This window comes from Nocardiopsis deserti (assembly GCF_008638355.1).
Taxonomy (GTDB): Bacteria; Actinomycetota; Actinomycetes; order Streptosporangiales; family Streptosporangiaceae; genus Nocardiopsis; species Nocardiopsis alborubida.
Genome location: NZ_VWVS01000019.1, coordinates 27,456 through 53,461 on the forward strand (window position 1 = coordinate 27,456; position 26,006 = coordinate 53,461).

At 74.5% G+C, this 26,006-nt stretch carries 18 protein-coding genes and 2 riboswitches; of the genes, 10 read left to right on the top strand and 8 right to left on the bottom strand.

The features are described 5' to 3' along the window. Positions 1-184 precede the first annotated feature (184 nt). Genes FYW99_RS24720 through FYW99_RS24740 form a run of 5 tightly spaced genes read left to right on the top strand, consistent with a single transcriptional unit; the run spans position 185 to position 7,683 of the window. Positions 185-1,051: an ABC transporter ATP-binding protein gene (locus FYW99_RS24720; protein WP_223839541.1), complete on the top strand. Its 867-nt coding sequence runs from the start codon at positions 185-187 to the stop codon at positions 1,049-1,051. After that, positions 1,048-4,638, top strand: a complete 3,591-nt coding sequence (locus FYW99_RS24725) for a cobaltochelatase subunit CobN (RefSeq protein ID WP_150254432.1) — start codon at positions 1,048-1,050, stop codon at positions 4,636-4,638. Before FYW99_RS24720 ends, FYW99_RS24725 begins: the two co-directional genes overlap by 4 nt. Further along, positions 4,635-5,360 carry a precorrin-6A synthase (deacetylating) gene (gene cobF / locus FYW99_RS24730; RefSeq protein WP_150254433.1) on the top strand — a complete coding sequence of 242 codons (726 nt, stop codon included), beginning with the start codon at positions 4,635-4,637 and terminating at the stop codon, positions 5,358-5,360. The genes FYW99_RS24725 and cobF overlap by 4 nt, the downstream gene beginning before the upstream one ends. Beyond that, entirely contained in the window at positions 5,357-6,964 is a 1,608-nt protein-coding gene (locus FYW99_RS24735; protein WP_223839506.1) for a cobyric acid synthase, read from the top strand. Before cobF ends, FYW99_RS24735 begins: the two co-directional genes overlap by 4 nt. Next, entirely contained in the window at positions 6,961-7,683 is a 723-nt protein-coding gene (locus tag FYW99_RS24740) for a cobalt-precorrin-6A reductase (RefSeq protein WP_150254434.1), read from the top strand. The genes FYW99_RS24735 and FYW99_RS24740 overlap by 4 nt, the downstream gene beginning before the upstream one ends. A 160-nt stretch (positions 7,684-7,843) precedes the next feature. Here the strand turns inward: FYW99_RS24740 and FYW99_RS24745 are convergent, their stop codons facing one another. Continuing rightward, positions 7,844-8,518 (bottom strand): TetR/AcrR family transcriptional regulator, encoded by a 675-nt coding sequence (locus tag FYW99_RS24745; protein WP_150254435.1) that lies wholly within the window; start codon positions 8,516-8,518, stop codon positions 7,844-7,846. Positions 8,519-8,665: 147 nt separating this feature from the next. Between FYW99_RS24745 and FYW99_RS24750 the strand changes: the two genes are divergently transcribed. Further along, positions 8,666-9,841 carry a winged helix DNA-binding domain-containing protein gene (locus tag FYW99_RS24750; protein ID WP_150254436.1) on the top strand — a complete coding sequence of 392 codons (1,176 nt, stop codon included), beginning with the start codon at positions 8,666-8,668 and terminating at the stop codon, positions 9,839-9,841. Positions 9,842-10,315: 474 nt separating this feature from the next. Next, positions 10,316-11,524: an MFS transporter gene (locus FYW99_RS24755; RefSeq protein WP_223839508.1), complete on the top strand. Its 1,209-nt coding sequence runs from the start codon at positions 10,316-10,318 to the stop codon at positions 11,522-11,524. Positions 11,525-11,576: 52 nt separating this feature from the next. Here the strand turns inward: FYW99_RS24755 and FYW99_RS24760 are convergent, their stop codons facing one another. From FYW99_RS24760 to FYW99_RS24770, 3 genes are all read right to left on the bottom strand, one after another. Beyond that, the gene (locus FYW99_RS24760) at positions 11,577-12,896 is read right to left on the bottom strand and encodes a cobyrinate a,c-diamide synthase (RefSeq protein ID WP_150254437.1); all 1,320 of its coding nucleotides are present in this window, start codon (positions 12,894-12,896) and stop codon (positions 11,577-11,579) included. 200 nt (positions 12,897-13,096) lie between these two features. After that, on the bottom strand, positions 13,097-13,711 hold the full coding sequence (gene cobO, locus FYW99_RS24765; RefSeq protein WP_150254438.1) for a cob(I)yrinic acid a,c-diamide adenosyltransferase: 615 nt from the start codon (positions 13,709-13,711) through the stop codon (positions 13,097-13,099). Further along, entirely contained in the window at positions 13,711-15,810 is a 2,100-nt protein-coding gene (locus FYW99_RS24770) for a VWA domain-containing protein (RefSeq protein ID WP_150254523.1), read from the bottom strand. Before FYW99_RS24770 ends, cobO begins: the two co-directional genes overlap by 1 nt. A 34-nt stretch (positions 15,811-15,844) precedes the next feature. Beyond that, positions 15,845-15,986: riboswitch (cobalamin riboswitch) on the bottom strand. A 50-nt stretch (positions 15,987-16,036) separates the two neighbouring features. Here FYW99_RS24770 and cbiE point away from each other — a divergent pair. Further along, on the top strand, positions 16,037-17,305 hold the full coding sequence (cbiE, locus tag FYW99_RS24775; protein WP_150254439.1) for a precorrin-6y C5,15-methyltransferase (decarboxylating) subunit CbiE: 1,269 nt from the start codon (positions 16,037-16,039) through the stop codon (positions 17,303-17,305). 211 nt (positions 17,306-17,516) lie between these two features. Continuing rightward, a complete protein-coding gene (locus FYW99_RS24780) occupies positions 17,517-18,119 on the top strand; it encodes a Uma2 family endonuclease (RefSeq protein WP_150254440.1) in 603 nt (200 codons plus the stop codon). 133 nt (positions 18,120-18,252) lie between these two features. Here the strand turns inward: FYW99_RS24780 and FYW99_RS24785 are convergent, their stop codons facing one another. From FYW99_RS24785 to FYW99_RS24800, 4 genes are read right to left on the bottom strand one after another with little or no spacing between them, the layout of a single operon-like run. Further along, positions 18,253-19,035, bottom strand: a complete 783-nt coding sequence (locus FYW99_RS24785) for a cobalt-precorrin-4/precorrin-4 C(11)-methyltransferase (RefSeq protein ID WP_150254441.1) — start codon at positions 19,033-19,035, stop codon at positions 18,253-18,255. Beyond that, positions 19,020-20,567 carry a precorrin-2 C(20)-methyltransferase gene (locus FYW99_RS24790; RefSeq protein WP_150254442.1) on the bottom strand — a complete coding sequence of 516 codons (1,548 nt, stop codon included), beginning with the start codon at positions 20,565-20,567 and terminating at the stop codon, positions 19,020-19,022. The genes FYW99_RS24785 and FYW99_RS24790 overlap by 16 nt, the downstream gene beginning before the upstream one ends. Then, positions 20,564-21,229 carry a precorrin-8X methylmutase gene (locus FYW99_RS24795; RefSeq protein ID WP_150254443.1) on the bottom strand — a complete coding sequence of 222 codons (666 nt, stop codon included), beginning with the start codon at positions 21,227-21,229 and terminating at the stop codon, positions 20,564-20,566. The genes FYW99_RS24790 and FYW99_RS24795 overlap by 4 nt, the downstream gene beginning before the upstream one ends. Next, the gene (locus FYW99_RS24800; protein WP_150254444.1) at positions 21,226-22,158 is read right to left on the bottom strand and encodes a nitrite reductase; all 933 of its coding nucleotides are present in this window, start codon (positions 22,156-22,158) and stop codon (positions 21,226-21,228) included. Before FYW99_RS24800 ends, FYW99_RS24795 begins: the two co-directional genes overlap by 4 nt. A gap of 54 nt (positions 22,159-22,212) precedes the next feature. Continuing rightward, a riboswitch (cobalamin riboswitch) is annotated at positions 22,213-22,419 on the bottom strand. A gap of 182 nt (positions 22,420-22,601) precedes the next feature. On the opposite strand from FYW99_RS24800, the gene FYW99_RS24805 reads away from it, so the two are divergent. Next, entirely contained in the window at positions 22,602-25,934 is a 3,333-nt protein-coding gene (locus tag FYW99_RS24805; RefSeq protein WP_150254445.1) for an AAA family ATPase, read from the top strand. Positions 25,935-26,006 lie beyond the last annotated feature (72 nt).

Below are 26,006 nucleotides of genomic sequence, written 5' to 3' on the forward strand. Positions count from 1 at the left end.
GGGGGCAGACGCCGCGCCGGAGGCGCCCGCAGGAGGACGGGACCGCGGCCCAGGGCCGTCCGTTGGGGGCGGTGGGCGCGGGGAGGGCGGTGCGCCGTCCGTGCGCCGGGCGCCCCCGAGCGACGACGGCCGACGACCCACGCGAGGGGACCGGACGCGGCACAGTGCGCCCGGCGGGACCGGCCTGCGCGCCGAACGGGTGAGCCGCCTGATCGGCGGAGGGCTCGTCCTGGACGGTGTCACCCTCGCTCCGCGCCCGGGTGAGACCGTCGGCCTGCTCGGCCCCAACGGTTCGGGCAAGTCCACGCTGCTGCGGCTGCTCGCCGGTGTTCTCGCACCCTCCTCCGGCGTGGTCGCCCTCGACGGGACGCCGCTCGGCCGGACCGCGCGCCGGGCGGTGGCGCGGCGCGTGGCCACCGTCGAACAGAACGCGCACACCCAGACCGAGCTGACCGTCCGCGACGTGGTGGCCCTGGGGCGCGTCCCGCACCGCCGCGCCTGGACGCCCATGTCGGGGGCCGACGCGGGGGCCGTCACGGCGGCCCTGGAGCGCACCGGACTGACCGGCGCCGCCGACCGGTCCTGGCACACGCTCTCCGGAGGGGAGCGCCAGCGCGCCCAGATCGCCCGCGCCCTGGCCCAGGAGCCCAGCGAGCTGCTGCTCGACGAGCCGACCAACCACCTCGACATCCAGTACCAGCTCGACCTCATGGAACTGGTCGCGGGCCTGCCGGTCACCACCGTCATCGCCATGCACGACCTCAACCTGGCCGCGATGTACTGCGACCGGCTGCTGGTGCTGCGGGGCGGGCGCGTCGTCGCCGAGGGCACGCCCCCGCAGGTCCTGACCCCCTCCCTCATCGAGGAGGTCTACGGGGTGCGGGCCGAGGTCGCCCCCGGCCCCGGGCACCCGGTGATCCGCTTCCTGCGCCGCGGCGCCGAGCCGCCGCGCCACCGTGACGCCCCCGCCGCGGGGGCGGGGACAGAACCCGGACCCGAGCGGTCCGACCGACGATGGGGAGCCAACCCCGAAGGAGGAATCCGGCCATGACGGTACGGATCGCACTGCTGTCCACATCCGACACCGACCTGCTCTCCGCGCGGGCCAGCGGCCGCGCGTACGCGTGGGCCAACCCCTCCCGCGCCTCCGACGCCGAGCTCACCGGCGTCGTCGAGGGCGCCGACCTGGTGGTGGTGCGGCTGCTCGGCTCCCCGCACGACCTGTGGCCTGGGCTGGCCGCCGTCCGGGAGCGGGGCACGCCGCTGGTCGTCCTGGGCGGTGAGCAGCAGCCCAGCGCCGAACTGATGGAGCACTCCACCGTCCCGATCGGCCTGGCGGCCGACGCCCACCGCTACCTGGCCGAGGGCGGCCCGGCCAACCTCGCGCGCCTGCACGCCTTCCTGTCCGACACCGTGCTGCTGACCGGTGAGGGGTTCGAGGCGCCCGCGCCCGTGCCGCTGTGGGGCCTCGCCGAGCGCGACCGGCCTCGGGGCTCCGGCCTCCCGAGGGTGGGCATCCTCTACTACCGGGCGCACGAGGCGGGCGGCAACACCGCCTTCGCGCACGCCCTGGCCGACGCCGTCGACGCGACCGGGCGGGCCGTGGGCGTGCCCGTGTTCGCCGGATCGCTGCGCTCGGCGCCCGACGAGCTCTACGAGGCGCTCGGCGGCTTCGACGCCCTGGTGGTCACCGTCCTGGCGGCGGGCGGCAGCGTACCCGCGTCCGCGAGCGCGGGCGGGGACGACGAGGCGTGGGACGTGGAGCGGATGGCGGCCCTGGACGTCCCCGTCCTCCAGGGGCTGTGCCTGACGAGTCCGCGCGCCGACTGGGAGGCCTCCGACGACGGCGTCACCCCGCTGGACTCGGCGAGCCAGATCGCCATCCCCGAGTTCGACGGCCGCATCATCACCGTGCCCTTCTCCTTCAAGGAGATCGACCGCGACGGCCTGCCCCGCTACGTCGCCGATCCCGAGCGCTGCGCCCGCCTGGCCGGGATCGCCGTCGCCCACGCCCGGCTGCGGCACGTGCCCCCCGCCGACAAGCGCATCGCCCTCGTCCTGTCCGCCTACCCCACCAAGCACTCCCGCATCGGCAACGCGGTCGGGCTCGACACGCCCCGCTCGCTGGTGCGCCTGCTGCGCCGGATGCGCGCCGAGGGCTACGACCTGGGCGAGCCCGGCGCCCTGCCCGGCCTGGACCTGCCCGACGACACCGAGGCCGGGGACGCGCTGATCCACGCCCTGATCGCGGCGGGCGGCCAGGACGAGGACTGGCTGACCTCCGTGCAGCTGACCGACGCCCAGGTGCGGATCACGCCCGAGGAGTACGCCGCCTGGACCGGGGACCTGCCCGCCCCGCTCAGGGAGGCGATGACCGAGGCGTGGGGGGCCGCGCCCGGCAGCCTCTACGTCAACGACGCGGGCGAGCTGGTCCTGGCCGCGATGCGCGCGGGCAACGTCGTCGTCCTGGTCCAGCCCCCGCGCGGCTTCGGGGAGAACCCGATCGCCATCTACCACGACCCCGACCTGCCCCCCAGCCACCACTACCTGGCCGCCTACCGCTGGCTGGAGCACGGCTTCGGCGCCCACGCCGTCGTCCACCTGGGCAAGCACGGCTCGCTGGAGTGGCTGCCCGGCAAGAACGCCGCGCTCTCGGCCGCCTGCGCCACCGACGCGGTGCTCGGCGACCTGCCGCTCGTCTACCCGTTCCTGGTCAACGACCCGGGCGAGGGCGCCCAGGCCAAGCGCCGCGCCCACGCCACGGTCGTGGACCACCTCATCCCGCCGATGGCCCGCGCCGAGTCCTACGGCGACATCGCCCGCCTGGAGCAGCTGCTCGACGAGCACGCCAACATCGCGGCCATGGATCCGGCCAAGCTGCCCGCGGTCCGGGGAGAGATCTGGTCCCTGATGCGCGCGGCGGAGCTGCACCGCGACCTCGGCCTGGAGGAGCGGCCCGACGACGAGGAGTTCGACGACTTCCTGCTCCACGTCGACGGCTGGCTGTGCGAGATCAAGGACGCACAGATCCGCGACGGCCTGCACGTGCTCGGCGAGGCGCCCGAGGGGGAGGCCCGGGTGAACCTGGTCCTGGCCGTCCTGCGCGCCGCCCAGGTGTGGGGAGGGGTGGGCGCGGCGGTGCCCGGGCTGCGTTCGGCCCTGGGCCTGAAGGAGGACGCGCCCACCACCGAGGTCGACCAGGTGGAGGCCCTCGCCCGCGGCCTCGTGGAGCGGATGGAGGCCGCGGGCTGGGACCCGGCCGCCGCCTCCGGCCTGCACGACGACCCCGGGGTGCGCGCCGTCCTGGAGTTCGCCGCCGCGCAGGTGGCGCCCCGCCTGGCCCGCACCACCGACGAACTCGACCACGTCGTGCACGCCCTGGCGGGCGGCTTCGTCCCGGCGGGCCCCTCCGGCTCCCCGCTGCGCGGCCTGGTCAACGTGCTGCCGACCGGCCGCAACTTCTACACCGTCGACCCCCGCGCCGTCCCCTCCCGGCTGGCCTGGCAGACCGGGCAGGCGATGGCCGAGTCCCTGCTGCGCCGCCACCTGGAGGAGACCGGGACCTACCCCGAGTCGGTGGGCCTGTCGGTGTGGGGCACGTCGGCGATGCGCACCTCCGGCGACGACGTGGCCGAGGTGCTGGCGCTGCTGGGCGTGCGCCCGGAGTGGGACGAGGCCTCGCGCCGGGTCTCGCGGCTCGACGTGGTGCCGCTGGAGGAGCTGGGCCGCCCGCGCGTGGACGTCACGGTGCGCATCTCCGGCTTCTTCCGCGACGCCTTCCCCCACGTGGTCGCCATGCTGGACGACGCCGTGAACCTGGTCGCCGACCTGGACGAGCCCGGGGAGAGCAACTTCGTGCGGGCCCACACCCTCGCCGACCTGGAGGAGCACGGCGACCGGCGCCGCGCCACCACCCGCGTCTTCGGCTCCGCGCCCGGCTCCTACGGCGCGGGCATCCTCCAGGTGGTGGAGTCGGGCACCTGGCGCGACGACCGCGACCTGGCCGAGGTGTACACGGCCTGGGGCGGCTTCGCCTACGGGCGGGGCCTGGACGGCGTCGCTGCCGCCGAGGACATGCGCGCCAACTACCGCCGGATCAAGGTCGCGGCCAAGAACGTCGACAGCGCCGAACACGACATCGCCGACTCCGACGACTACTTCCAGTACCACGGCGGCATGATCGCCACCGTCCGCGCCCTCACCGGCGCCGATCCCAAGGCCTACGTCGGTGACTCCACCTCGCCCGACGCGGTGCGCACCCGCACCCTGGCCGAGGAGACCGCCCGCGTGTTCCGGGCCCGGGTGGTCAACCCGCGCTGGATCTCGGCCATGCGCCGCCACGGCTACAAGGGCGCCTTCGAACTGGCGGCCACCGTCGACTACCTCTTCGGTTTCGACGCCACGGCCGGTGTCGTCCACGACTGGATGTACGACAAGCTGGCCGCCGAGTACGTGCTCGACGCCGACACCCAGGAGTTCCTGCGCCGCTCCAACCCGTGGGCGCTGCACGGCATCGTCGAGCGGCTGCACGAGGCCGCCCGGCGCGGGCTGTGGGCAGAGCCGGACCCGGCGACGCTGGAGGCCCTGACGGAGGTCTACCTGGAGGTCGAGGGCGACCTGGAGGACCGGTCCGAGTGAGGGTGCGCATCCTGGGCATCGGCATGGGGCCGCGGCACGTCACCCCGGAGGTCGCCGAGGCGCTGCGCGGCTGCGACTACGCGGTGGCCGCCCGCAAACGCGGGGACGACGGGCTGCTGGCGCTGCGCCGGGCCGTCTGCGAGGCGCACGGCGTGCCGCTGGTCGCGGTGCCCGACCCCGAGCGCGACCGCGACGACCCGGCGGACTACGCGGCCGCGGTGGCCGCCTGGCACGAGGCGCGGGTCGCCGCCTACGAGCGGGTGCTGGGCGAGCGCGGCGGCACGGCGGCGTTCCTGGTCTGGGGAGACCCGGGGCTGTACGACTCCACACTGCGGATCGTGGAACGGATCGCCGAGCGGGGGGCCGTCGCGGTGGAGTACGACGTGCTCCCCGGCGTCAGCGCTCCCCAGCTCCTCGCCGCGCGGCACCGGATCGTGCTGCACGAGGTGGGCCGTCCGGTGCACGTGACCCCCGCGCGCCGCCTGGGCGAGGCGGTGGCCGCGGGGCAGGACAACATCGTCGTCATGCTCGGGGGAGAGCCCGCCTTCGGGGGGCTGGAGGGCTGGACGGTCTGGTGGGGTGCCAACCTGGGCACCGACACCGAGGAGCTGGTCGCCGGGCGGGTCGGTGGGGTGCTGCCCGCGATCGCCGCGGCCCGCGCACGGGCCCGGGAGCGGGCCGGATGGGTCATGGACGTCGCGCTGCTGAGGAGGACGGCATGAGTGCAACCGGGCCGGAGGCCTCGTTCGAGGGCGGTGGTCCGTCCCCGCGGGGAGAGGACCAGGGACGCGGGGGAGGAGGACTGCTGGTCGCCGGGACCACCTCCGACGCGGGCAAGAGCGTGGTCACCACCGCCCTGTGCCGGGCCTTCGCGCGCCGCGGCGCGCGGGTCGCCCCCTACAAGGCGCAGAACATGTCCAACAACTCCATGGTCTGCCACGGACCCGACGGCCACCCGGCGGAGATCGGCCGCGCCCAGTGGGTGCAGGCGCTGGCCGCCCGCGCCGTGCCCGAGCCCGCCATGAACCCCGTGCTCCTCAAACCGGGCACCGACCGGCGCAGCCACGTCGTCCTGCTCGGCCACCCCGCCGGGGACGTCTCCTCTGCCGACTGGGAGTCGGGCCGACGCCACCTGGCCGAGGCCGCGCACACCACCTACGACGACCTCGCGGCCCGCCACGACGTCGTCGTCGCCGAGGGCGCGGGCAGCCCCGCCGAGATCAACCTGCGGGCGGGCGACTACGTCAACATGGGCCTGGCCCGGCACGCGGGCCTGCCCGTGGTGGTCGTCGGCGACATCGACCGGGGCGGTGTCCTCGCCGCGATGTACGGAACGGTGGGCCTGCTGGAGGCCGCCGACCAGGCGCTGGTCGCGGGCTTCGTGGTCAACAAGTTCCGCGGGGACCCCGGACTGCTCCGGCCCGGCCTGGAGGACCTCCAGCGGCTCACCGGCCGCCGGGTCTACGGCACCCTGCCATGGGATCCGGGGCTGTGGCTGGACTCCGAGGACGCCCTGGACCTGGAGGGCCGCCGGGCGCGCGGGGGAGCGGGGTCGAGGGTGGCCGTGGTGCGCCTGCCCCGGATCAGCAACTTCACCGACGTGGACGCCCTCGGGCTGGAACCCGGTCTGGACGTCGTCTTCGCCTCCGGCCCGCGCGACCTCGCCGACGCCGACCTGGTCGTCCTGCCCGGCACCCGCGCCACCCTGGCCGATCTGGACTGGTTGCGTTCCCGGGGGCTGGACCGGGCGATCGTCGAGCACGCCCGGCGCGGTCGGCCGCTGCTGGGGATCTGCGGCGGGTTCCAGATGCTCGGCCGCACCGTCACCGACTCCGGCGGGGTCGAGGCCGAACCCGGAGCGCGCGCGGACGGCCTCGGGCTGCTCGACGCCCGGACCGAGTTCACCGCCGACAAGACCCTGCGCCTGCCCGCGGGGGAGGCGCTCGGGGCGCCCGCGCACGGCTACGAGATCCACCACGGCCGGGTCACGGTCGGCGGCGGAGCGGAGGAGTTCCTGGGCGGCGCACGCGCGGGCAACGTCTTCGGCACCATGTGGCACGGCAGCCTGGAGGGCGACGCGTTCCGCGCCGCCTTCCTGGCCGAGGCGCTGGGCTGCGAGCCCTCCGGGGTGCGCTTCGCCGCGGCCCGGGAGCGGCGCCTGGACCTGCTCGCCGACCTGGCGGAGGAGCACCTGGACGTGGACGCCCTGCTCGCCCTGGCCCGCGAGGGCGCTCCGGCGGGTCTGCCCGCGCTGGCCCCGGGGGCCCCGGGGGCCCCGCCCGCCGCACGTTCGCGGCGCGGGCCCGGGGCGGAGGTGCCCCGGTGAGGCTGCTGCTTTTGGGGGGAACGTCCGAGGCCCGTGAGTTGGCCGCCCTCCTGGTGGAGGCGGGCGTGGACGTGACCACGTCGTTGGCCGGGCGGGTGGCCCGGCCCCGTCTGCCGGTGGGGAAGGTGCGGATCGGCGGCTTCGGGGGAGTGCCGGGTCTGCGCGCGGCGCTGGCCTCCTACGACGCGGTGGTGGACGCCACCCACCCCTTCGCCCTGGGTATGAGCGCCAACGCGGCGGAGGCCTGCACGGACCTTCCCCTGCTGCGGCTGGAGCGGCCGGGCTGGGATCCCGATCCGGCCTGGCGGTACGCCGCCACCCACGAGGATGCGGCGGAGCGGGCCGCGGCGCTCGGGGAGCGGCCCTTCCTCACGGTGGGCCGCCAGGAACTCGCCCGCTTCGTTCCGGAACTGGGGCGGCGGGCGGTCCTGGCCCGGGTGGTGGACGTCCCCGAACTCGCGTTGCCCGACACGTGGTCGCTGAGGACCAGCAGGGGGCCGTACACCCTCGGCGGCGAACTGGACCTGATGGGCGGGCACCGCGCGGACGTCCTGGTCACCAAGGACTCCGGCGGCACCTACACCCGGCCCAAGATGGAGGCCGCGCGGCTGCTCGGCGTCCCGGTCGTGGTGGTGCGGCGCCCGCCGGGACCTGCCGGGGTGCCCACCGTCCACGACGTGGCGGCCGCGTTCGCCTGGGTGACCGCGCTGGGAGGGTGACGACTCGCCCCCCTTGTCGTGATCCTGTGCTTATGGCGCGTCTCGACGCCCCAACCTCGCCAAGACGCGGGCCACCGTCCTTGCGTCACACCAGCAACGGTTCCGGCCAGCCCCGCAGGACAGGCGGGTCGCCGTACGGCCTACGGCGTGAGGGCGTTGGTCAGGACGCGCGTTCCGGCTCCGGCGAGGGGTCCCCGGTCCGCGGACCGCGCAGCGCGGGCATCAGGACGCCGTCGACCAGCGACACGAGGAAGTCCCGTTCGAAGGGCCTGCGCTGGACGAGCGCCCGGTAGGCGGCCATCGACGCGACGACCTGGGAGAGGGTGTCGACGTCGGCCGCCGCCGAGGCCTCACCGCGCTCGACGGCGCGCCGTATGAGAACGCGGTGGGCCTCGGCCCAGGGCTGGACGATCGCGGCGCTGACGGCGTCGGCGGACGCCCGGTCCTGGACGAGCATCGAGGCCAGCCCCGCCATGATCCGCAGCCTGCGCTCGCCCTCCCGTGCCGACTGGGGCCTGAACAGGCCGAGCAGGTCCTCCCGGAGGTCGCCGGTGTCGGGCAGGCGCTCGATGTCGACCTGGTCGCGTTTCATGCGCGCCACCGCGTCGACGACCAGTTCGGTCTTGGAGGCCCAGCGGCGGTAGAGCGTGGCCTTCCCCGCCCCGGCCCGGGCGGCGACGGCGTCCATCGTCAGCCGGGCGAACCCGACGTCGGCCAGGACCTCCAGCGCCGCGTCGAGGATGTCGCCGTCACGGGAGCGGTCGCGTTTGCGGCCGGGTCGTGCTGGCCCGCCGCCGGGCGCGGCGGGCTCACGGGTGTCGCTGTCTCGCGCCATGGCGGTTGCCTCCTCGTCTCACCGCTGGTCAGGACGCTACACGCCTGTGCCGGAACGGCGTAATTCAGGAACAGAGTAGTTCAGGAACGGAATAGTTCCGGAACTTGTGCGTATCGAAATGTCCGGACGGTGTGGCACGATGAGCCGATGCACCACGTGAGTGACGACGAGAGGCGCGCCCGCATCGGCGTCCGGCACGCCCTGGCCCCGGGTTTTCACGCGGACTCCCCGGAGGCGGCCACGCGGGCGATGACCGCGCTGCACGCCACCGAACCGGCCACGGTCTACCTGTCGTGCCGGGCGCGCGTGCCCTCGCTGACCGTGGCGGACCTCGACAGGGCGCTCTACGGGGACCGGAGCCTGGTGAAGCAGCTGGCGATGCGGCGCACGCTCTTCGTGTTCCCGCGCGAACTGCTGCCCGCCGTGTGGCCGAGCGCCTCCGCGCGCGTCGCCGCCACGGAGCGCGCCCGCATGCGCAAGGACCTGGTCGGGGCGGGGATCACCGACGACGGCGACGCCTGGCTCGACCGGGCCGGGGCCGAGGTCCTGGCCCTGCTCGCCGACGCCCCGGAGGGCCTGGTGGCCGCCGATGTGCGCCGGGCGGTGCCCAGGATCGACGTCAGGGTCGCGGGGTCGGCGGGCGAGGTGTGGTCGGCGCCGCGGGTGCTCACCCTCCTCGGCGCCGCCGCCGACATCGTGCGCGGCGCCAACACCGGCCGCTTCGCGGTCTCGCAGCCGCGGTGGACCCTGACCGGACACTGGCTCGACGGCGTTCCCGCCCCGTGGGGCGCCGCAGAGGGCTACCGGGAACTCGTCCGCCTCTGGCTGCACAGTTTCGGTCCGGGGACCGAGGACGACATCGTCTGGTGGCTGGGATCGACCAAGACGGTCGTGCGCACGGCGCTGGCCGAACTCGGTGCCGTCAGGGTCTCCCTCGACGGCGGCGCCACCGGTTGGCTCCTGCCCGACGACCTCGCTGAGGCGGCCGACCCGGGCGCGTGGGTGGCGCTGCTGCCGGTGCTCGACCCGACCGTCATGGGCTGGCGCGGCCGGGACTTCTACCTGGGCCCGCACCGCGAGCAGCTCTTCGACAACCGCGGCAACGCGGGCACGACGGCCTGGGCGGACGGCCGCGTGGTCGGGTCATGGGTGCAGGACGGCTCCGGCGCGGTCCGGGTGCACCTGCTCGAATCCGTTTCGCCCGCGACGCGGCGGGCCCTGGGGGAGGAGGCGGCGCGGCTGACCGAGTGGCTCGGCGGTGTCCGCATCGGCACCGGCTACGTGTCGCCCGCGATGAGGGCCGCCCGGGACGCGTGGGGCTGAGGGCGGACCGGCGGCCCGGCCGCGTGCTGGCTCTCCCGGCTGCCGGGAGGGCAGTCGCCAGGCCCGCTCGCCCGACACCGATTCCCCGACCACACCCGTCAGAACTGGGCAACGACGGGATATCGGTTCGCGGTCGCGCACGGTGTGGCCGAAAGGACGCGAAGGCAGTTCCGGGTCGATTCCGACAACCGCCGTCGTCCGAGGTGACAGCGCCTGTTTCGTCTGGTGCGCACCCGACGCGCGTTCGGTTGAAGTCGGCCCGGTGACCCCCCTTCCGGCGTCGCATCGGAGCGTGTAGCGTGACCGGGGGTCAATGTACGACACGTGCATGCGGAAATTGAATTCCGCTGACTGGATGGGCGATTCCTTTGCGAATACGCCGCCGCGCCGGTGATGTGCATGGGGCGGCGGGGGGCGGAGAATTGCGCGAATTCCGTTGACCGGCGCCATCGTGCCCATACACGAGAGACCGCGATGCCCAGCACGACCGTCATCAGCAGCAAGGCGGCTGTCTATGGCGCTTTCACGGCGAACGGAGTGATGTACGCGGCGCTGGTGAGTCGCGTGCCAGCTCTGGGGGCGGAACTGGGCCTGTCCACGGCGGAACTCGGCCTGCTTCTGTTATGGCTGTCCGCCGGGGCCGTGTCCGGGCTCCCCGCGGCAGGCCTGCTGGTCCAGCGCCTCGGCGGGAGCCGGGGGACCACCGCCGGTATCTCCCTTGCGGCAGCAGGGCTGCTGCTGCTCGCCATCGGCCTGGGAATCGCCTCGTGGCCTGTCGCGGCGGCCGCACTCTTTTTCGTCGGGTCGGGAATGGGGCTGTGGGAAGTCAGCATGAACGTTGTCGGCTCACGTACAGCGCACCTCATCGGCAGCGAGAACCTGTTGCCGCGACTTCACGCAGCGCTCAGTCTGGGAACCGTGCTCGGGGCCCTTCTCGGTGCGTTCCTGTCGAGCGTGTCGGTACCTCTGCCGAGCCAGAACCTGGGAATGGCAGGACTGTTGGTGCTGACGGCCCTTCTGCTCAGCCGGGTCACCCAAGGCGCGGACGCGCCTGACACAGGCGATGTCACGCGCGCGCCCGGGGGAGTGCTGTGGGCCTCCTGGCGTGAGCGGCGAACCCTTCTTGTCGGAATATGCGTCCTGGGATTCGCCTTCACCGAAGGCACGGCCAACGAATGGATCGCGTACGTTCTGGTCGACGGTTATGGCGCCGCCGAGCACACGGGAGCCCTGGCGTTCGCCGCCTTCGTGGCGGCGATGACGGCGGGGCGCCTCACCGGAGGCGCCCTCGTCGCCCGCTTCGGCCGCGCCAGCGTCCTTCGCGTATCGGTCGGACTGGCCCTCTGCGGCGTACTCGTCATGGTTTTCGGCGACGCGGTCGCGTGGGCTCTCGTGGGAGCGCTCCTGTGGGGGTCGGGGGCCGCGATGGGGTTCCCGGTCGGCATCGCGGCGGCGGCGGACGATCCCGCGAGAGCCGCGGCGAGGGTGTCCGTGATCAGTTCGTTGGGATACGCGGCCTTCCTCGGGGGGCCGCCGTTGCTGGGGTTGCTCGGAGGGCTCTACGGCATCCAGCAGGCGATCCTGGTGGTCTGTGCGGCGCTTCTGTTGGCCTTCCTCGCGGCGGGGGCCACCCGGCGGACCACCGCCGTCGGGAACGGAGGCGTCCCTGACGGGCCTCGGTAGGAGGACCGTCGCAGGTGCTGTCCGGCCCGATGCCGCTGTCCACGGTGCCCGGTCAGGCGGCGGCGCGGGCGGCGTCCGCGAAGCGGGCGGCGAGCCGGGGGTGACCGGCCCAGTGGACGTGCAGGTAGGAGGCGTGCAGCGTCGGCGAGGCGAAGCCCTCCGCTGCGCCCTCGATCTCCCACGCCGGGCGGTCACCGCAGGCGCCGGGGGTCAGACCGGTGCGGTGGAACTCGTGTCCGGTGACCCTCTCCCCGGCCCGGGTCAGCAGGGTGTCCCCGGGTGAGACCGCCTCGGGGTAGCGCAGGGTGAGCCGCCCCGTCATCCGGGCGTGCGCGGGGACGGCCCCGGCCATGGGCTCGCCGTCGAGCGTCTCGGCGAGGTAGAGCAGGCCCGCGCACTCGGCGACGGTCGGCACCCCGTCCCGCACCGCCTCGCGCAGCTGGGTCAGCAGTCCGCGGTTGGCGGCGAGCTGGCCGGCGTAGACCTCGGGGAAGCCGCCGCCGAGGTAGACGCCCCGGGTGCCCGGGGGCAGCGCGGGGTCGCCCAGCGGATCGAAGGCGACGACCTCGCACCCGGCGGCGGTGAGCAGTTCCTCGGTCTCGGCGTAGCGGAAGGTGAAGGCCCTGCCGCCCGCCGCCGCGACCACCGGCCGCCGCGACGCGGGGAGTCCCTCGGTCCGCGCCGGATCCCACGGGCGGGCGTCCAGGGCGGGTGCGGAGCGGGCCGCCGCGAGCAGCGCGTCCAGGTCCACCTGGCGCGCGATGTGCTCCCCGAGCCGTTCGACCACGCGCGCCGACTCCGCCCGCTCCGACGCCGGGACCAGCCCCAGGTGCCGGGACGGGCTGGCGAGCCGCTCGTCGCGGTGGACCACGCCCAGGACGGGCAGGTGCGTGGCCCGGGTGATCTCGGCGACGTTGCGCGCCGAACCCGCCTGGTTGAGGATCACCCCGACCACCTCGACGGCCGGGTCGTAGGCGGCCATCCCCGCCACCAGCGCGCCCACCGAACGCGACATCCGCGACACGTCCACCACCAGCACCACCGGTGTCCGCGTCAGGGCCGCGACGTGCGCGGACGAGGCGAACCCGTCGGTGCCCAGCCGCCCGTCGTGCAGGCCCATCACCCCCTCGATGACGGCGACGTCCGCGCCGCGCGCCCCGTGCAGCAGCAGCGGCGCCACCCGGTCCTCGCCGACCAGGTGGGGGTCGAGGTTGCGGCCGGGGCGCCCGGTGGCCAGGGCGTGGTAGCCGGGGTCGATGTAGTCGGGGCCCACCTTGTGGCCGCTCACCGCGTGCCCGGCGTCGCGCAGCGCCGCCATCAGCCCGGTCGCGACCGTGGTCTTGCCCTGCCCGGTCATGGGCGCGGCGATCATCAGCCGGGGCAGTGTCGTTGGTCGGGGCGATGCCGTCGGTCGGGCTGGCGGCGTCGGCCCGGCGGGCTCCGGGGACCCCCTTCTCCAGCCTCCCCCGCGCTTCCCGGCGGGCGTGGGGACCCCCGTTTCCCCGGCTCTCGCGCACTCCTCGGCGGCCCCCGCCGTCCGGCTTCGCGAACCCTCCGAGGCGCCCGGGGACGTCACCACTCGATGCCCCGCTGGCCCTTGCGTCCGGCGTCCATGGGGTGCTTGACCTTCGTCATCTCGGTGACCAGGTCGGCGGCCTCCAGCAGCCGCGGGTCGGCGCGGCGGCCGGTGATCACCACGTGCTGGCGGCCGGGGCGGTCCCGCAGGGCGGCCAGGACGTCCTCGACGTCGACCCAGCCCCAGTTCAGCGGGTAGGTGAACTCGTCGAGGATGAGCAGGTCGTGCGTCTGGTCGGCCAGCCGCCGCCGAATCTCCGACCAACCCTCGGCGGCGTCCGCCGCGTGGTCCTCGGCGTCGCCCTTGCGACGGCTCCACGACCAGCCCGAACCCATCTTGTGCCACTCGACCGGGCCGCCCTCACCGGTCTGCTCGTGCAGTTCGCCCAGGCGTTCCAGCACGGTCTGCTCGCCGATGCGCCACTTGGCCGACTTGACGAACTGGAACACCCCGATCCGCCAGCCCTGGTTCCAGCCGCGCAGCGCGAGGCCGAACGCGGCGGTCGACTTGCCCTTGCCGTCACCTGTGTGCACGGCGAACAGGGGCTGGTTGCGGCGCTGGCGCGTGGTGAGCCCGTCGTCGGGGACGACGAGCGGCTGTCCCTTGGGCATCAGGCGGCCCTCTCTCGTACGGCGGTGCCCAGCGCGTCCGCGCTGACCTCGTTGACGGGCAGGTGGTCGGCGCCCAGGCGGGCGGCCAGGGAGGCGGCCAGGCCCAGGCGCAGCGGCCCGGACTCGCCGTCCACCACGACGGTGGTGACGCCCAGTCCGGCGACGTGGTCGGCGGCGGCCATCGCGCGGCCGACGGCGCCCTTGCCGCCGGTGGCCCGGCCGTCGGTGACCACGACCAGGAGCGGGCGCAGCCTCGGGTCCCGCAGCCGCTCGCGCCGCAGGACGCGGGACGCCTCCTCCAGGCCCTCGGCGAGCGGGGTGCGCCCTCCGGCGGGCAGGTCGTCGAGGCGGGCCGCGGCCACGTCCACCGAACGGGTCGGCGGCAGCGTGAGTTCGGCCCCGCGTCCCCGGAAGGTGACCAGGCCGACCTTGTCGCGGCGCCGGTAGGCGTCCAGGAGCAGGGACAGGATCGCGGTCTTGACCTCGGTCATGCGCCTGCGCGCCGCCATGGAGCCGGACGCGTCCACACAGAACAGGACCAGGTTGGTCTCCTGGCCCTCGCGGACCGCCACGCGCAGGTCGCGGGGGTGCAACCGCAGTCGGCCGCCGCCCTGGGGCCGCAGCGCCGCGGCCCGCACGGTCTCGACCAGGTGGACCGCGCTGCCCGTACCCCGGCCGGGCGCGGCGGCGCCGATCCGTCGGCCCCGCGTGCCGAGGGCCCGGCTGCGCCTGCCGTCGGCGCCCTCGCCGGAGCCCCGCACGGTGAGCAGCCGGGTCCGGTAGGGGGCGGCGGCACTGGCCGTGGCAGGGGAGGCGCCGGAGGGGCGGGGCTCGGGGGAGTCGCCCTCGGAACCGTCGGGCGCGTGCTCGGCGGAGGCGGGGGAGCGCTCCTGGTCGGGCTGCTCTCCGGAGGGCGCGGCGTCCCCGGCGCCGTCCGGGGGGCTGGCGCCGTCGGAGGGGTCGTCGTCGCTGGCGGGGCCCTGCGGGTCCTGTGGTTCCGGCGGGGTGTCGGAGCCGTCGGGGTCGTCGCTCCCCTCCGGGCCCGGCGGCTGCGGGGGGTCGGGCGGCGGTTCCTCGTCGCCCAGGATCCGGTCCAGGAGTTCCTCGTCGAGCCCCGGCGCGTCGAAGGGGTTGCGTCGGCGCCGGTGCGGCAGGGCGAGCGTGGCGGCGCGGCGGATGTCGGCCCGGGTGACCGAGGTGCGGCCCGCCCAGGCCGCGTGCGCCATCGCCGTACGCGCGGTGACGATGTCGGCGCGCAGGCCGTCCACGTCGTAGGCCGCGCACACCTCGGCGATCTTCAGCAGCGCCGCCTCCGACAGCCGCACCCGCCCGAGCGCCTCCCGGGCCGCCGCGATGCGCTCGGCCAGGGCCTTCTCGGCCTCGTGGTAGCGCCCGGCGAAGGCGGCGGGGTCGGCGTCGTGGGACATGCGCCTGCGCACCACCTCGGCGCGGGCCGCGGGGTCGGACGGCGCGGCGACCTCGACGGTGAGCCCGAAGCGGTCCAGGAGCTGCGGGCGCAGCTCGCCCTCCTCGGGGTTCATGGTGCCGATGAGCAGGAACCGGGCCGCGTGCTCCACGGAGAACCCGTCGCGCTCCACGGTCACCTGACCGGTCGCGGCGGCGTCCAGGAGCAGGTCGACCAGGTGGTCGTGGAGCAGGTTGACCTCGTCGACGTAGAGGATGCCGCGGTGGGCCCGGGCCAGCAGACCGGGTTCGTAGGCGACCCTGCCGTGGGTGAGCGCCTGCTCCAGGTGCAGGGAGCCCAGGACGCGGTCCTCGGTGGCGCCGACGGGCAGTTCGACCAGGCGCACCGGGCGGCTCTCCACGGCCGCTCCGGACCCGAAGGGCCCGTCGGGGGAGTGCTGTGCCGGGTCGGCGGGGTCCACGGAGAACCGGTCGCCCTGGTAGACGTCGACGGGCGGCAGGAGGGAGGCCAGGGCCCGGACGGCGGTGGACTTGGCGGTGCCCTTCTCGCCGCGCACCAGGACGCCGCCGATCTCCGGGGAGACGCTGGTGAGGACGAGGGACAGGCCCAGGTCGTCGAGTTCCTCGGCGTCGCAGCCGACGATCGCGGAAAAGGGGTAGTGCGGTGACCGCAATGGCATGTAGAGGCTCCCGCTCATGTCGCCATCGGTAAGGGACGGGCGCGAGGCCGGTCTTCGGACTTGCCGGGTCCTTCCTGGACGGAAGGCTCGGTTCACCGCAGCGGGCCTGTGCCGGAGTCTCACCGGGCTTCCCAGATTCTCCCCGTCGGCCGTCCCCACCGTTTCCGATGGCTGGGCCGTTGGGGCACCTCATGCCTGCCGCCACGATAGCGTCCGGGGAATGAAGGATGACGCGCCCCCTCCCCCCGAACCCGGGATCACCGTCGTCGGCATCGGTGCCGACGGCTGGTCCGGCCTGCCCGAGCGTCTGCGCGCGCTCGTCCTGGCCGCCGACACGGTGCTGGGCGGCCGCAGGCACCTGGCGATGCTCCCCGACCGGCCCGGACAGCGCCGCCAGGCCTGGCCCTCACCCCTGCGCGAGAACCTGCCGCCACTGCTGGCCTCCCTCGACGGCGCCGCACCTGACGGCGCCTCCACCGTGGCGCTGGCCTCCGGAGACCCCCTGGTGTCCGGCGTCGCCACCACCCTGATCGACCTGCTGGGCGCGGACGCCGTACGGGTGGAGCCCGCCGTCTCCTCGGTAGCCCTGGCCCGCGCCCGCATGGGCTGGCCCGCGGAACGCTGCGCGGTGGTGGGCCTGGTCGGCCGCGACCCCCGCCTGCTGCTGCGCCAGCTCGCACCCGGCCACCGCGTCCTGGTGCTCTCCTCGGACGGCGGCACTCCCGCGGCGGTCGCCGCCCTGCTGGTCGGCGCGGGCTACGGCACCAGCCGGATGACCGTGCTCGGCGACCTGGGAGCGGACTCCGAGTCGCGCCTGGAGAGCACCGCCGACCACTGGCTCGCGGACCCTCCCGGCGCGGTGCCCGCGCTGCACGTGCTGGCCCTGGAACTCCTCGGCCCGCCCGGGTACGGCCTGGTCGCGGGCCTGCCCGACGACGCCTTCGAACACGACGGGCAGCTCACCAAGCGGGACCTGCGCGCCTCGGCGCTGGCCCGGCTGGCGCCCTCGCCGGGCCAGCACCTGTGGGACGTGGGCGCGGGCGCGGGATCGGTCGGCATCGAGTGGATGCGCGCCCACCCCTCCTGCACCGCCACGGCGGTGGAGGCCCACGCCGAACGGGCCGCGCGGATCGGCCGCAACGCGGGCCGCCTCGGCGTTCCCGGACTGGACGTGGTCACCGGCCGCGCGCCGGACGCGCTGGCCGGGCTGCCCGCGCCCGACGCGGTGTTCGTGGGCGGCGGCGCGACCCGGCCGGGCGTCCTCGACGCCTGCCTGGGGGCGCTGCGGCCGGGAGGGCGAATCGTGGTGCACGGGGTGACGCTGGAGACCGAGCACCTGCTCGCCGACGCCCACCGCCGCCACGGGGGCGAGCTGACCCGTGTCGCGGTCGAGACCACCGCGCCCATCGGGGCGTTCACCGGCTGGACGCCCGCCCGCACGGTCACCCAGTGGTTCCTGGTCATGTCCGCCCGGCAACGACCCGAGTGATCCTGGGCCTCGGACGGAGCCAGCCGCTTCCGGCTGGGACGGCTGGGGCGCATCGTAGGGACAGTGCGGTTTGCCTTTTCGGCGCCCTGGAGGACCCCGGCTCCGCAGATCTTCGCTTCGGGCATACCTTCCGTCCTTCCTCGGCGTTACTCTGGCCAGAAGCCGTGTCCGCGTCGTCGCTCACCACCACGGACATCACCCAGGGGGCTTCATGACCGTCGTAGAACACCACCCGCCACCCGAAACGCCAGCGCTTCCGATGAGTCCGGAGCTGTTCGAGCACCTCGCCGGACAGGCGTTCGAGGCCGACCGTGTTCGTATGGAGATGTTCAACGGGAAGGTCTGGGTCCACAAGGTGACCGACGGAGCGCACGCGGGGATCCTCACGTGGCTGATGCGTGAGTTCATCGCCCACCGCCCCGACCTGGACCTCATCACCAGCGGACTGGGCATCAAGGTCGACACCTACCGCAACGGGCGCGCCCGCCCCGACGGCATCCTCGCCCCGATCGGTCACTTCGACCAGGCGGGAGAATGGGCCGACCCGGAGGGTGTCCTGGCCGTGGTCGAGGTCACCTCCTGGGACGCCGACACCCATGCCCGTGACCGTGTTGAGAAGCCCGCCGCCTATGCGGCGACCGGTATCGGCGTCTACCTGCTGGTGGACCGGGACGCCGATGCCGTCGTGGTCCACAGCCGACCCGTCCGCGGCCAGTACCTGGACCGAAGTACCCATCCTTACGGTGAGGCCGTCCAGATCCCCGGAGCCGACGTCACGTTGGACACCGAAGCACTCAAGCGGTTCGTCCGCTGACACTGACGGCCCGGACGAGGGCGGCCCGGTCCGACCGCCCCTCACCGCCGCCACGGGGGCGAGCTGATCCGTGTCGCGGTCGAGACCACCGCGCCCATCGGGGCGTTCACCGGCTGGACGCCCGCCCGCACGGTCACCCAGTGGTTCCTGGCGGCGGGGTACTGACGCGGGGGCGGGCCGGGTCGTAGAGGTAGGACTCACCGCCCGCCCGGGGATCCAGCGCCCGCCCCACCAGGATCACCGCCGCCTGCCGGAACCCGGCCTCCTCCACCGCGTCGGCGACGGTGGAGACCGTGCCGCGCAGCACCGCCTCGCCCGGCTGGCTGGCCCGGTGCACCACGACCACCGGGCAGTCGCCGCCGTACTCGGGTTCGATCTCGGCCATCAGCTCGCGCACCCGCCGGATCGCCAGGTGCAGCACCAGCGTGGCCCGGGTCGCCGCGAACGCGGACAGCGACTCGGTGCCGGGCATGGCGCTCGAACGGGCCCGTGTCCGGGTCAGCACCACCGACTGGGCCACCAGCGGCACGGTCAGCTCCCGTCCCGCCAGCGCCGAGGCGGCCGCGTACGCGGGCACCCCGGGCGTGACGTCCCACGGAACGCCGTGCGCGTCGAGCCTGCGGGTCTGCTCGGCCAGTGCCGAGTACAGCGACGGATCGCCGGAGGTCAGCCGTACGACGTCGCGGCCCGCGGCGTGCGCGGCGACCAGGTGATCGGTGATGCGGTCCAGGTCCAGGCCCTGGGTGTCCACCAGTTCGGCGCCGGGTGCGCAGTGGGTCAGGACCTGCGGGTCCAGGTAGGTGCCGGGGTAGAGCACCACGTCGGCCCCGGCGAGCATCCGCGTGGCGCGGACGGTCAGCAGGTCGGCGGCGCCGGGCCCCGCGCCCACGAAGTGCACGGTCACGGCTTCACCCACCGCGGGGTCCACACGCGGCCCGCCCCGGTGACCCGGGTCCCCGAGGCGCCGACGATGAGCAGGCAGCGCATGTCGACGGCGGCCGGGTCGAGTTCGCCCAGGGTGGTCACCGTCAGGGACTCGCCGTCGCGGCCCACGTCGCGGCCGACGACGACCACGGTGTCGGGTTTGCGGTGCTCCAGCAGGATCCGGCGCGCGGTCACGATCTGCCCGGTCCGGGACCGGGAGGCGGGGTTGTAGACGGCCAGCGCCAGGTCGGCCTCGGCGACGGCGCGCAGCCGCCGCTCGACCACCTCCCACGGTTTGAGGCGGTCCGACAGGCTCATCACCGCGAAGTCGCCGCCCACGGGGGCGCCCGCACGGGCCGCGACCGCCTGGACGGCGCTGACCCCCGGCAGCACCCGGACGGGCACGTCCCGGTAGGCGGGGTCCTCGGCCGCCTCGAACACGGCGGTGGCCATGCCGAAGACCCCGGCGTCCCCACCCGAGACCACGGCGACGCGTTCGCCGCGCCCGGCCAGGTCGAGGGCGAACCGGGCGCGCTGGAGTTCGACGGTGTTGCCGGAGGCGTGCCGGGTGAGCCCGGGGCGCTGCGGGACCCGGTCGACGTAGGGGCCGTAGCCCACCACGTGGTCCACCTCGGCCAGCGCGGCGGAGGCCTCGGGGGTGAGCCAGTGTTCGGGGCCGGGGCCCAGGCCCACGACCAGCAGTTCGGCCGCCGCTCCGACGGGACCGGACGCCGCCTGCGCCGTTCGCGTCGCATGGGCCGCCTGCGTCCGCGCGGCCGCGCCGACCTGGCGCGAACGCCGGCCGTTGCGGCTGTCCCCGGTGACCAGCACCAGGGAGAAGTAGGGCACCGTCGCCGGATCGACCTCGGCGACCGGCAGCCGCCGCTCCCCGCCCATCGAGGCCCGCTCCACGTACACCGCGTGCTCCAGCCGCCCGGCCGCGGCCAGGGCGCGGCGCACGGCCGGGAAGGTCCGGCCCAGCTTCATGACCACGGCCGCGTCGGTGTCGGCCAGGCGGCGGGCCAGCTCCGGTTCGGGCAGGGTGCCGGGCAGCACGGTGAGCACGTCGGTCTGCCGGGCCAGCGGGGCGGCCGCGGCGGCGGTGGCGGCGGCGAACGCCGGGATCCCCGGCACGATCTCGGTGGGGTAGCGCTCGGACAGCCGGTCGTGCATGTACATGTACGACCCGTAGAACAGCGGGTCCCCCTCGGAGAGCAGGACGACGTCGCGTCCGGCGTCCAGGTGGGCGGCCAGCCGCGCGGCGGACTCCTCGTAGAAGTCGGCGAGCGCGCCCGCGTAGCCGCCCGGGTGGTCGGTCGCGCCGGTGGTCACCGGGTAGGTCAGCTGTTCCTCGACCACGGAGTCCGGGATCAGGGCGTCGGCGATGCGGCGGGCGTTGGACTCCTTGCCCACCCCCGCGTGGTAGGCGACGACGTCGGCCGCGGCGATGAGCCTGGCCGCCTTGAGGGTGATCAGCTCGGGGTCGCCGGGGCCGACGCCGACGCCGTGGAAACGGCCGGTCACTCTTCCTCCTTGGCGAGTGCGTTGAGGGCCGATGAGGTCATCGCCGATCCCCCGCGGCGACCGCGCGCGGTCACGTAGGGGACGTCGACGCCGTGTCGGTCGCGGAGTTCGGTCAGCGCCTGCTTGGACTCGGCGGCGCCGACGAAGCCGACCGGGCAGCCGACGATCGCGGCGGGTCGCGGGGCGCCGTCGACCAGCATCTCCAGCAGGTGGAACAGGGCGGTGGGCGCGTTGCCGACGGCGACCACGGCGCCGTCGAGCAGCGGCTCCCACAGCGACACCGCGGCGGCCGTGCGGGTGGTGCCCCACTCCCGGGCCAGACCGGGAACCCGCTCGTCGCCCAGGAGGCAGAGGACCTCGTTGTCGTTGGGCAGGCGGCTCGCGGTCACGCCGGAGGCCACCATGCGCGCGTCGCACAGGATCGGCGCACCGGCCCGGAGGGCGGCGCGCGCCGCGGGGACCAGGTCGGGGTGGACGACGAGGTCGTCGGCGAGGTCGACCTGGCCGGTGCCGTGGATCATCCGCACGGCGAGCCGTTCGGCGTTGGCGGGCAGGTGGTCGAGCCGGGCCTCGCGCCGGATGGTGGCGAAGGAGTCGGCGTAGATCGCGGGCCCGTCGTCGACGTACTCGTAGTGCCGGTTCGGGCGTCTCGGGGAGGTCACCGCGCCTCCCCGTGGACGTGACCGTGTTCTCCGGGGACGAGCCTGTGTCCTCCGGGAACAAGGATGGCGCGCCACGGCGTGACGACGAGTTCGCCGGATCCGGCGTCGAGCGCTTCGGCGGTGAGCGCGTCGGCGGCGGCCCGGTCCAGGCCGTCGGCGGGCACGGGGACGTGCCGTCCGATGCCGGGAAGGAGGCCGTGCGGCAGCGGTGGCGCGGGGTCGGGCAGCCGCGGGTCCGGCGGTGCCGGGGCGGCCAGGGGCGAGGCGAGTTCGGCGACGTGCCAGGGTGCGGCGGGGCCGTCGCCGCGCCGCTCCAGGAACCGGTCGGCGAGGCCCGCGAGCGTGGCCGCGGCCTCGTCCAGCGGCGTCAGCGGGCCCCAGCGCTCGCCGACCCTGAGCTGGGCGGTGTGCGCGTCGAGGGCGACGATCCCCAGGTCGCAGGAGCGCTCCAGCAGGTCGCCGCTTCCGTCGTCCAGGGCGAAGAGGAAGCGGCCGGGAAGGGCGGCGCGGTGGGGCTCGGAGCACAGCAGCGCGTCCAGCGCGGCGGCCACGGGGCGCAGGTCGGCCTTCCCGCCCGCCAGTCCCGTGCACGGGGAGACCATGACGTTGCGGACCAGTTCGTGGGCGGGCGAGGGCAGTAGGCCGGTTCCCTCCAGGGCCCGGAGCACCTCGGGGGTCAGCCGCCCGTCGCTTCCGGGCAGGGCGCGCAGCTGCACGTTGGCCCGCCCGGTGACGTGGATCCGGCCGTCGCCGTACTCCTGGGCCACGGCGGCCAGGGCGCGTAGCGGGCGGGCGGGGAGCCTGCCGCCGACGAGCCGGAGCCGGACCAGGAGCCCGTCGTCGGCGGGCCAGGGCCGCAGGGCGCCCGGGCAGCGGTCGCGCCGGGAGCGGACGGTGGAGGATGGGGATGGGGAACCCATCGGGGACATGCGCGTCCTTCGGGTCAGGGACCCGTTCGCGGGGTCCGCGGTTGACCTGGCGGCCCGTCACCGCCAGCGCCAGCAGGTCTTCGGACTCGGGATCGACCGGTGCGGAGCGCCTTCCCGGAGCGTGCGCTCCAGTGGCTGTCCCGGGGAAGCGCGTCCCCGGGGCGTGCCCGCCCGTCACCCTCACCGCTGCGCGTCAGTCCCGGATTCGCACCGGGTTCCCTGCCCCACGAGGTGGAGTTCGACTGGCTCGACGAGGGTACCGTCCCCACTCCCGGGGCAGCTCCAGGGGCCTTCGCCCCGACGCGGCCCCGACGCGGCCGGAGACGGCCGTCCCGGGCGCGGGGGCGCGGTCGGCGGTGCGTGACGCACCCGGCCGGTACGGTACGTACCGCGTATCCTCCGCACGGTTCGCCCCGCCGTGCCCTACCCCCGGGAGCCGATGGATGTACACGGTCCGAATCTCGCAGACCGACCCCTACGCCTTCTCCAGCCTGGACGCGGCGCTGCGGGCCCCGATGTACGCGGGCTGTGACCTGTACCTGCACGTCGAGCCGGGGCACTACGCGGAATCTCAGGTGCTCGGCGTGAACCAGCACGTCATCGTGGTGCCCCTCCAGGGTCCCGGCACCGTGACGGTCTCGGCGGGCGACACGAACGTGTTCAACGTGCGCAAGGGGCGGCTGGAGCTGCACGGTGTGCACGTACGCAACGCCTCGACCGAGTACCCGCCCGTGTACGTGCACCCGAAGGCCTTCCTCAAGGCCGTCGACTGCCTCTTCACCGCGAGTACGCGAGTGAAGGCGGAGAACGCCCAAGCCGAATTCACCAACTGCGGGTTCGCGGGCGGCGGTGTCCGCATGGACGACTCCACGGGGAAGGTGGAAGGCTGCCGTTTCACCGACGCCGTGCTCATCGTCGAGGGCCCCGACTCCCCCGAGGTCCGCGGGACCACCTTCACCGGGGGCCACGACACGTGGCACACCCTGTACATATCCAAGGCCTCGCCCGCGGTCACCGACTGCGTCCTGACCGACTGCGGCGGGGAGAAGACCCAGGCGGTCCACGTGCGGGACTCCTCCGCTCCGAGGTTCACCAACCTGACGGTCACCGGGGACCGGGGCTGGCCGGTACGGGTGACCGGGCGCTCCAGGGCGGAGTTCAACCACCTCAGGGTGGACGGCGGCCCCGCTGACGGCACCTCGGTGTATGCCTGGGACGACTCCGAGATGACCATCACCCACGGCCGCATCACCAACGTCAGGGGCAACGCCCTGGCGATCACCGGGGGCGCGTTGACCGTCCGCGACCTGGTCGTCGAGGACGCTGCCGGGAGCGGCCTCTACGGAAAGGCGGCCAGAGTCAGCGGTGAGAGGCTGTCCCTGACCCGTGTCGGTGGGAACGGGGTCTACGTCGAGGAGTGCCGGACGACGCTCTCGGACGTCGAACTGCGTGAGAGCCCGCCGGAGGCACTGGGGAAGTGGAGCGTGTTCACCGCGCAGAAGGGGCGGTTCGAGGTCGCCGGCTTGCGTGCCTCGAAGGCGCCGGCGATGGCGCACATCGTCGACGCGCGGGGAATCCTGACCGATCTGACCGGGGACGACGTCGATAGCGGTCTCCTTGTCAGAGAGGACAGTACGGTCACGTTGCGCGAAATGGCGGTCACCAACAGCAGGCTCAACGCGCTGACCGTCAAGGACGGGTCCGAGGTCGAGGTCGACGGCGCCCGAATCTCGGACTGCGCCCTGCACGGTGTCTACGCGGGGAGCGCGTCGCGGTTGGTCCTGCGCTCCTCGACGGTGAGCGGGTGTGCGTCGGCCGGAGTCGGCGTGGACAAGGGCGCTGTGGTCACGTTGGAGGACACCACGGTCCGTGACGGCGACGGCTCCGGGCTGGCCGTGTACGACACCAGTCGGGTGCGCCTGGTGGGGTGCACGGTCTCCGGCAACGCCGGTGAGGGGGTGGACGCCGAGGACACCGCGACCGTGCAGGCCGAGGACACCGAGATCACCGGGAACGGGGGCGGTGACAGGGTCAGGGCGCGGGCCGCGGCCGACGGCGTCGGCTCGGCCGCGCCGGACGCACCCGAGGGTGAGGCAGTGCCGCTGGAGGAACTGCTGGCCGAGTTGGACGCCATGGTGGGTCTGGACGGGGTGAAGAAGGAGGTCCGCGCCCTCGTCAACTTCCAGCAGGTCAGCGTCAAGCGTGCGGCGGCGGGGCTGCCCGCGCTCAACGTCAGTCGCCACCTCGTCTTCTCCGGGCCGCCCGGAACCGGCAAGACGACCGTCGCGCGACTCTACGGTCGGATCCTGCGCTCCCTGGGCGTGCTGGGGAGCGGCCAGTTCGTGGAGGCCGCCCGCCCCGACCTCGTGGCCGAGCACCTGGGCGGCACCAGCGCCAAGGTCGCCGAGGTGGTCGAGCGGGCCCGGGGCGGTGTCCTGTTCGTCGACGAGGCCTACGCGCTCGCCCGTAAGTTCGGCAGCGGTGCGGACTTCGGCCAGGAGGCCATCGACACCCTCATCAAACTCATGGAGGACCTGCGCGAGGAGGTCGTCATCGTCTTCGCCGGGTACTCCAGCGAGATGCGCGGCTTCCTCGACGCCAACCCCGGGCTGCGGTCGCGCGTCGCCCGCACCATCGAGTTCGAGAACTACTCGCCCGAACAGCTCACCACGATCTTCACCGGGATGGCGCACAAGCAGGGCTACACGCTGGGGGAGGGCGTGCGGGAGCTGGTCACCCGGCACTTCCAGGCCCAGAAGCGCGACGAGACCTTCGGCAACGGGCGCGAGGCGCGCCGCGTGTTCGAGGAGACCGTCCAGACCCAGGCCACCCGGATCGTCGACGGGGACTTCGGTTCGGCGGAGGACCTGTCGCTGATCCTGCCCGAGGACCTCGCCGGGGTCGTGGACGGCGGGCTCTCCTCCAGGGTCGCGGAGGGGCCCAGGGACGCCGGTCAGGTCGAGGAACTGATGCGGCGCCTGGACGCCATGGTGGGCCTGGCGGCGGTGAAGCGGGAGGTGGCCGACCTGGCGAACCTGATCTCGGCCGGACGTCGGCGGCAGGCGGCCGGGCTGGAGGCCCCGCTGCCCTCCCGGCACCTGGTCTTCGCCGGGCCTCCGGGAACGGGCAAGACCACGGTCGCGCGTGTCTACGGGGAGCTGCTGGCCGCCCTGGGGGTGCTCGCCCAGGGACAGGTGGTGGAGGCCAGCCGGGCGGACCTGGTGGGCTCGTACGTGGGCCACACCGCCCAGCGCACGCGCGAGGTGTTCGACCGGGCACGCGGCGGTGTGCTGTTCATCGACGAGGCGTACGCGCTCGCCCGGCCGGGAGGCAGCGGCTCCGACTTCGGCCAGGAGGCCATCGACACGCTCCTGAAGCTGATGGAGGACCACCGCGACGAGGTGGTGGTGATCGCCGCCGGTTACACCGGGGAGATGCGCGAGTTCATGGCGAGTAACCCGGGGCTGGAGTCGCGGTTCTCCGGGACGGTGGAGTTCGCCCCCTACGCCGCGGACGAGCTGGTGCGGATCTTCGTCGGGATGGCCGAGGGCAACGACTTCCTGGTACCCGAGGAGACGCGTGGGGCGCTGGGCGCGCTGGTGGCCGAGCGGGCCGGGGTGTTCGGGGACGGCAACGGGCGCGAGGTCCGCAAACTGTTCGAGGAGAGCGTGATCCGCCAGTCGAGGCGGATCGAGGCGGCGGCCCTGGCGGGGGAGGACCCCGGGAGGGCGGAGTTGCAGACCTTGTGCCCCGAGGACGTCGTCGAAGCCCCGTAGGGCGCGGGAGTACCCCGCCGCCGCGCGGCCCCCGGCCGGATCACGTCCTCGGGAAAGGGGGAGCGGAGCACG

Excerpts from the sequence above, each read along its gene's own strand:
- FYW99_RS24725 (WP_150254432.1), top strand. The coding sequence starts at position 1,048 with ATGACGGTACGGATCGCACTGCTGTCCACATCCGACACCGACCTGCTC.
- FYW99_RS24735 (WP_223839506.1), top strand. The coding sequence starts at position 5,357 with ATGAGTGCAACCGGGCCGGAGGCCTCGTTCGAGGGCGGTGGTCCGTCC.
- FYW99_RS24745 (WP_150254435.1), bottom strand. The coding sequence starts at position 8,518 with ATGGCGCGAGACAGCGACACCCGTGAGCCCGCCGCGCCCGGCGGCGGG.
- FYW99_RS24750 (WP_150254436.1), top strand. The coding sequence starts at position 8,666 with ATGCACCACGTGAGTGACGACGAGAGGCGCGCCCGCATCGGCGTCCGG.
- FYW99_RS24755 (WP_223839508.1), top strand. The coding sequence starts at position 10,316 with ATGCCCAGCACGACCGTCATCAGCAGCAAGGCGGCTGTCTATGGCGCT.
- FYW99_RS24760 (WP_150254437.1), bottom strand. The coding sequence starts at position 12,896 with ATGATCGCCGCGCCCATGACCGGGCAGGGCAAGACCACGGTCGCGACC.
- cobO (WP_150254438.1), bottom strand. The coding sequence starts at position 13,711 with ATGCCCAAGGGACAGCCGCTCGTCGTCCCCGACGACGGGCTCACCACG.
- cbiE (WP_150254439.1), top strand. The coding sequence starts at position 16,037 with ATGAAGGATGACGCGCCCCCTCCCCCCGAACCCGGGATCACCGTCGTC.
- FYW99_RS24780 (WP_150254440.1), top strand. The coding sequence starts at position 17,517 with ATGACCGTCGTAGAACACCACCCGCCACCCGAAACGCCAGCGCTTCCG.
- FYW99_RS24800 (WP_150254444.1), bottom strand. The coding sequence starts at position 22,158 with ATGTCCCCGATGGGTTCCCCATCCCCATCCTCCACCGTCCGCTCCCGG.
- FYW99_RS24805 (WP_150254445.1), top strand. The coding sequence starts at position 22,602 with ATGTACACGGTCCGAATCTCGCAGACCGACCCCTACGCCTTCTCCAGC.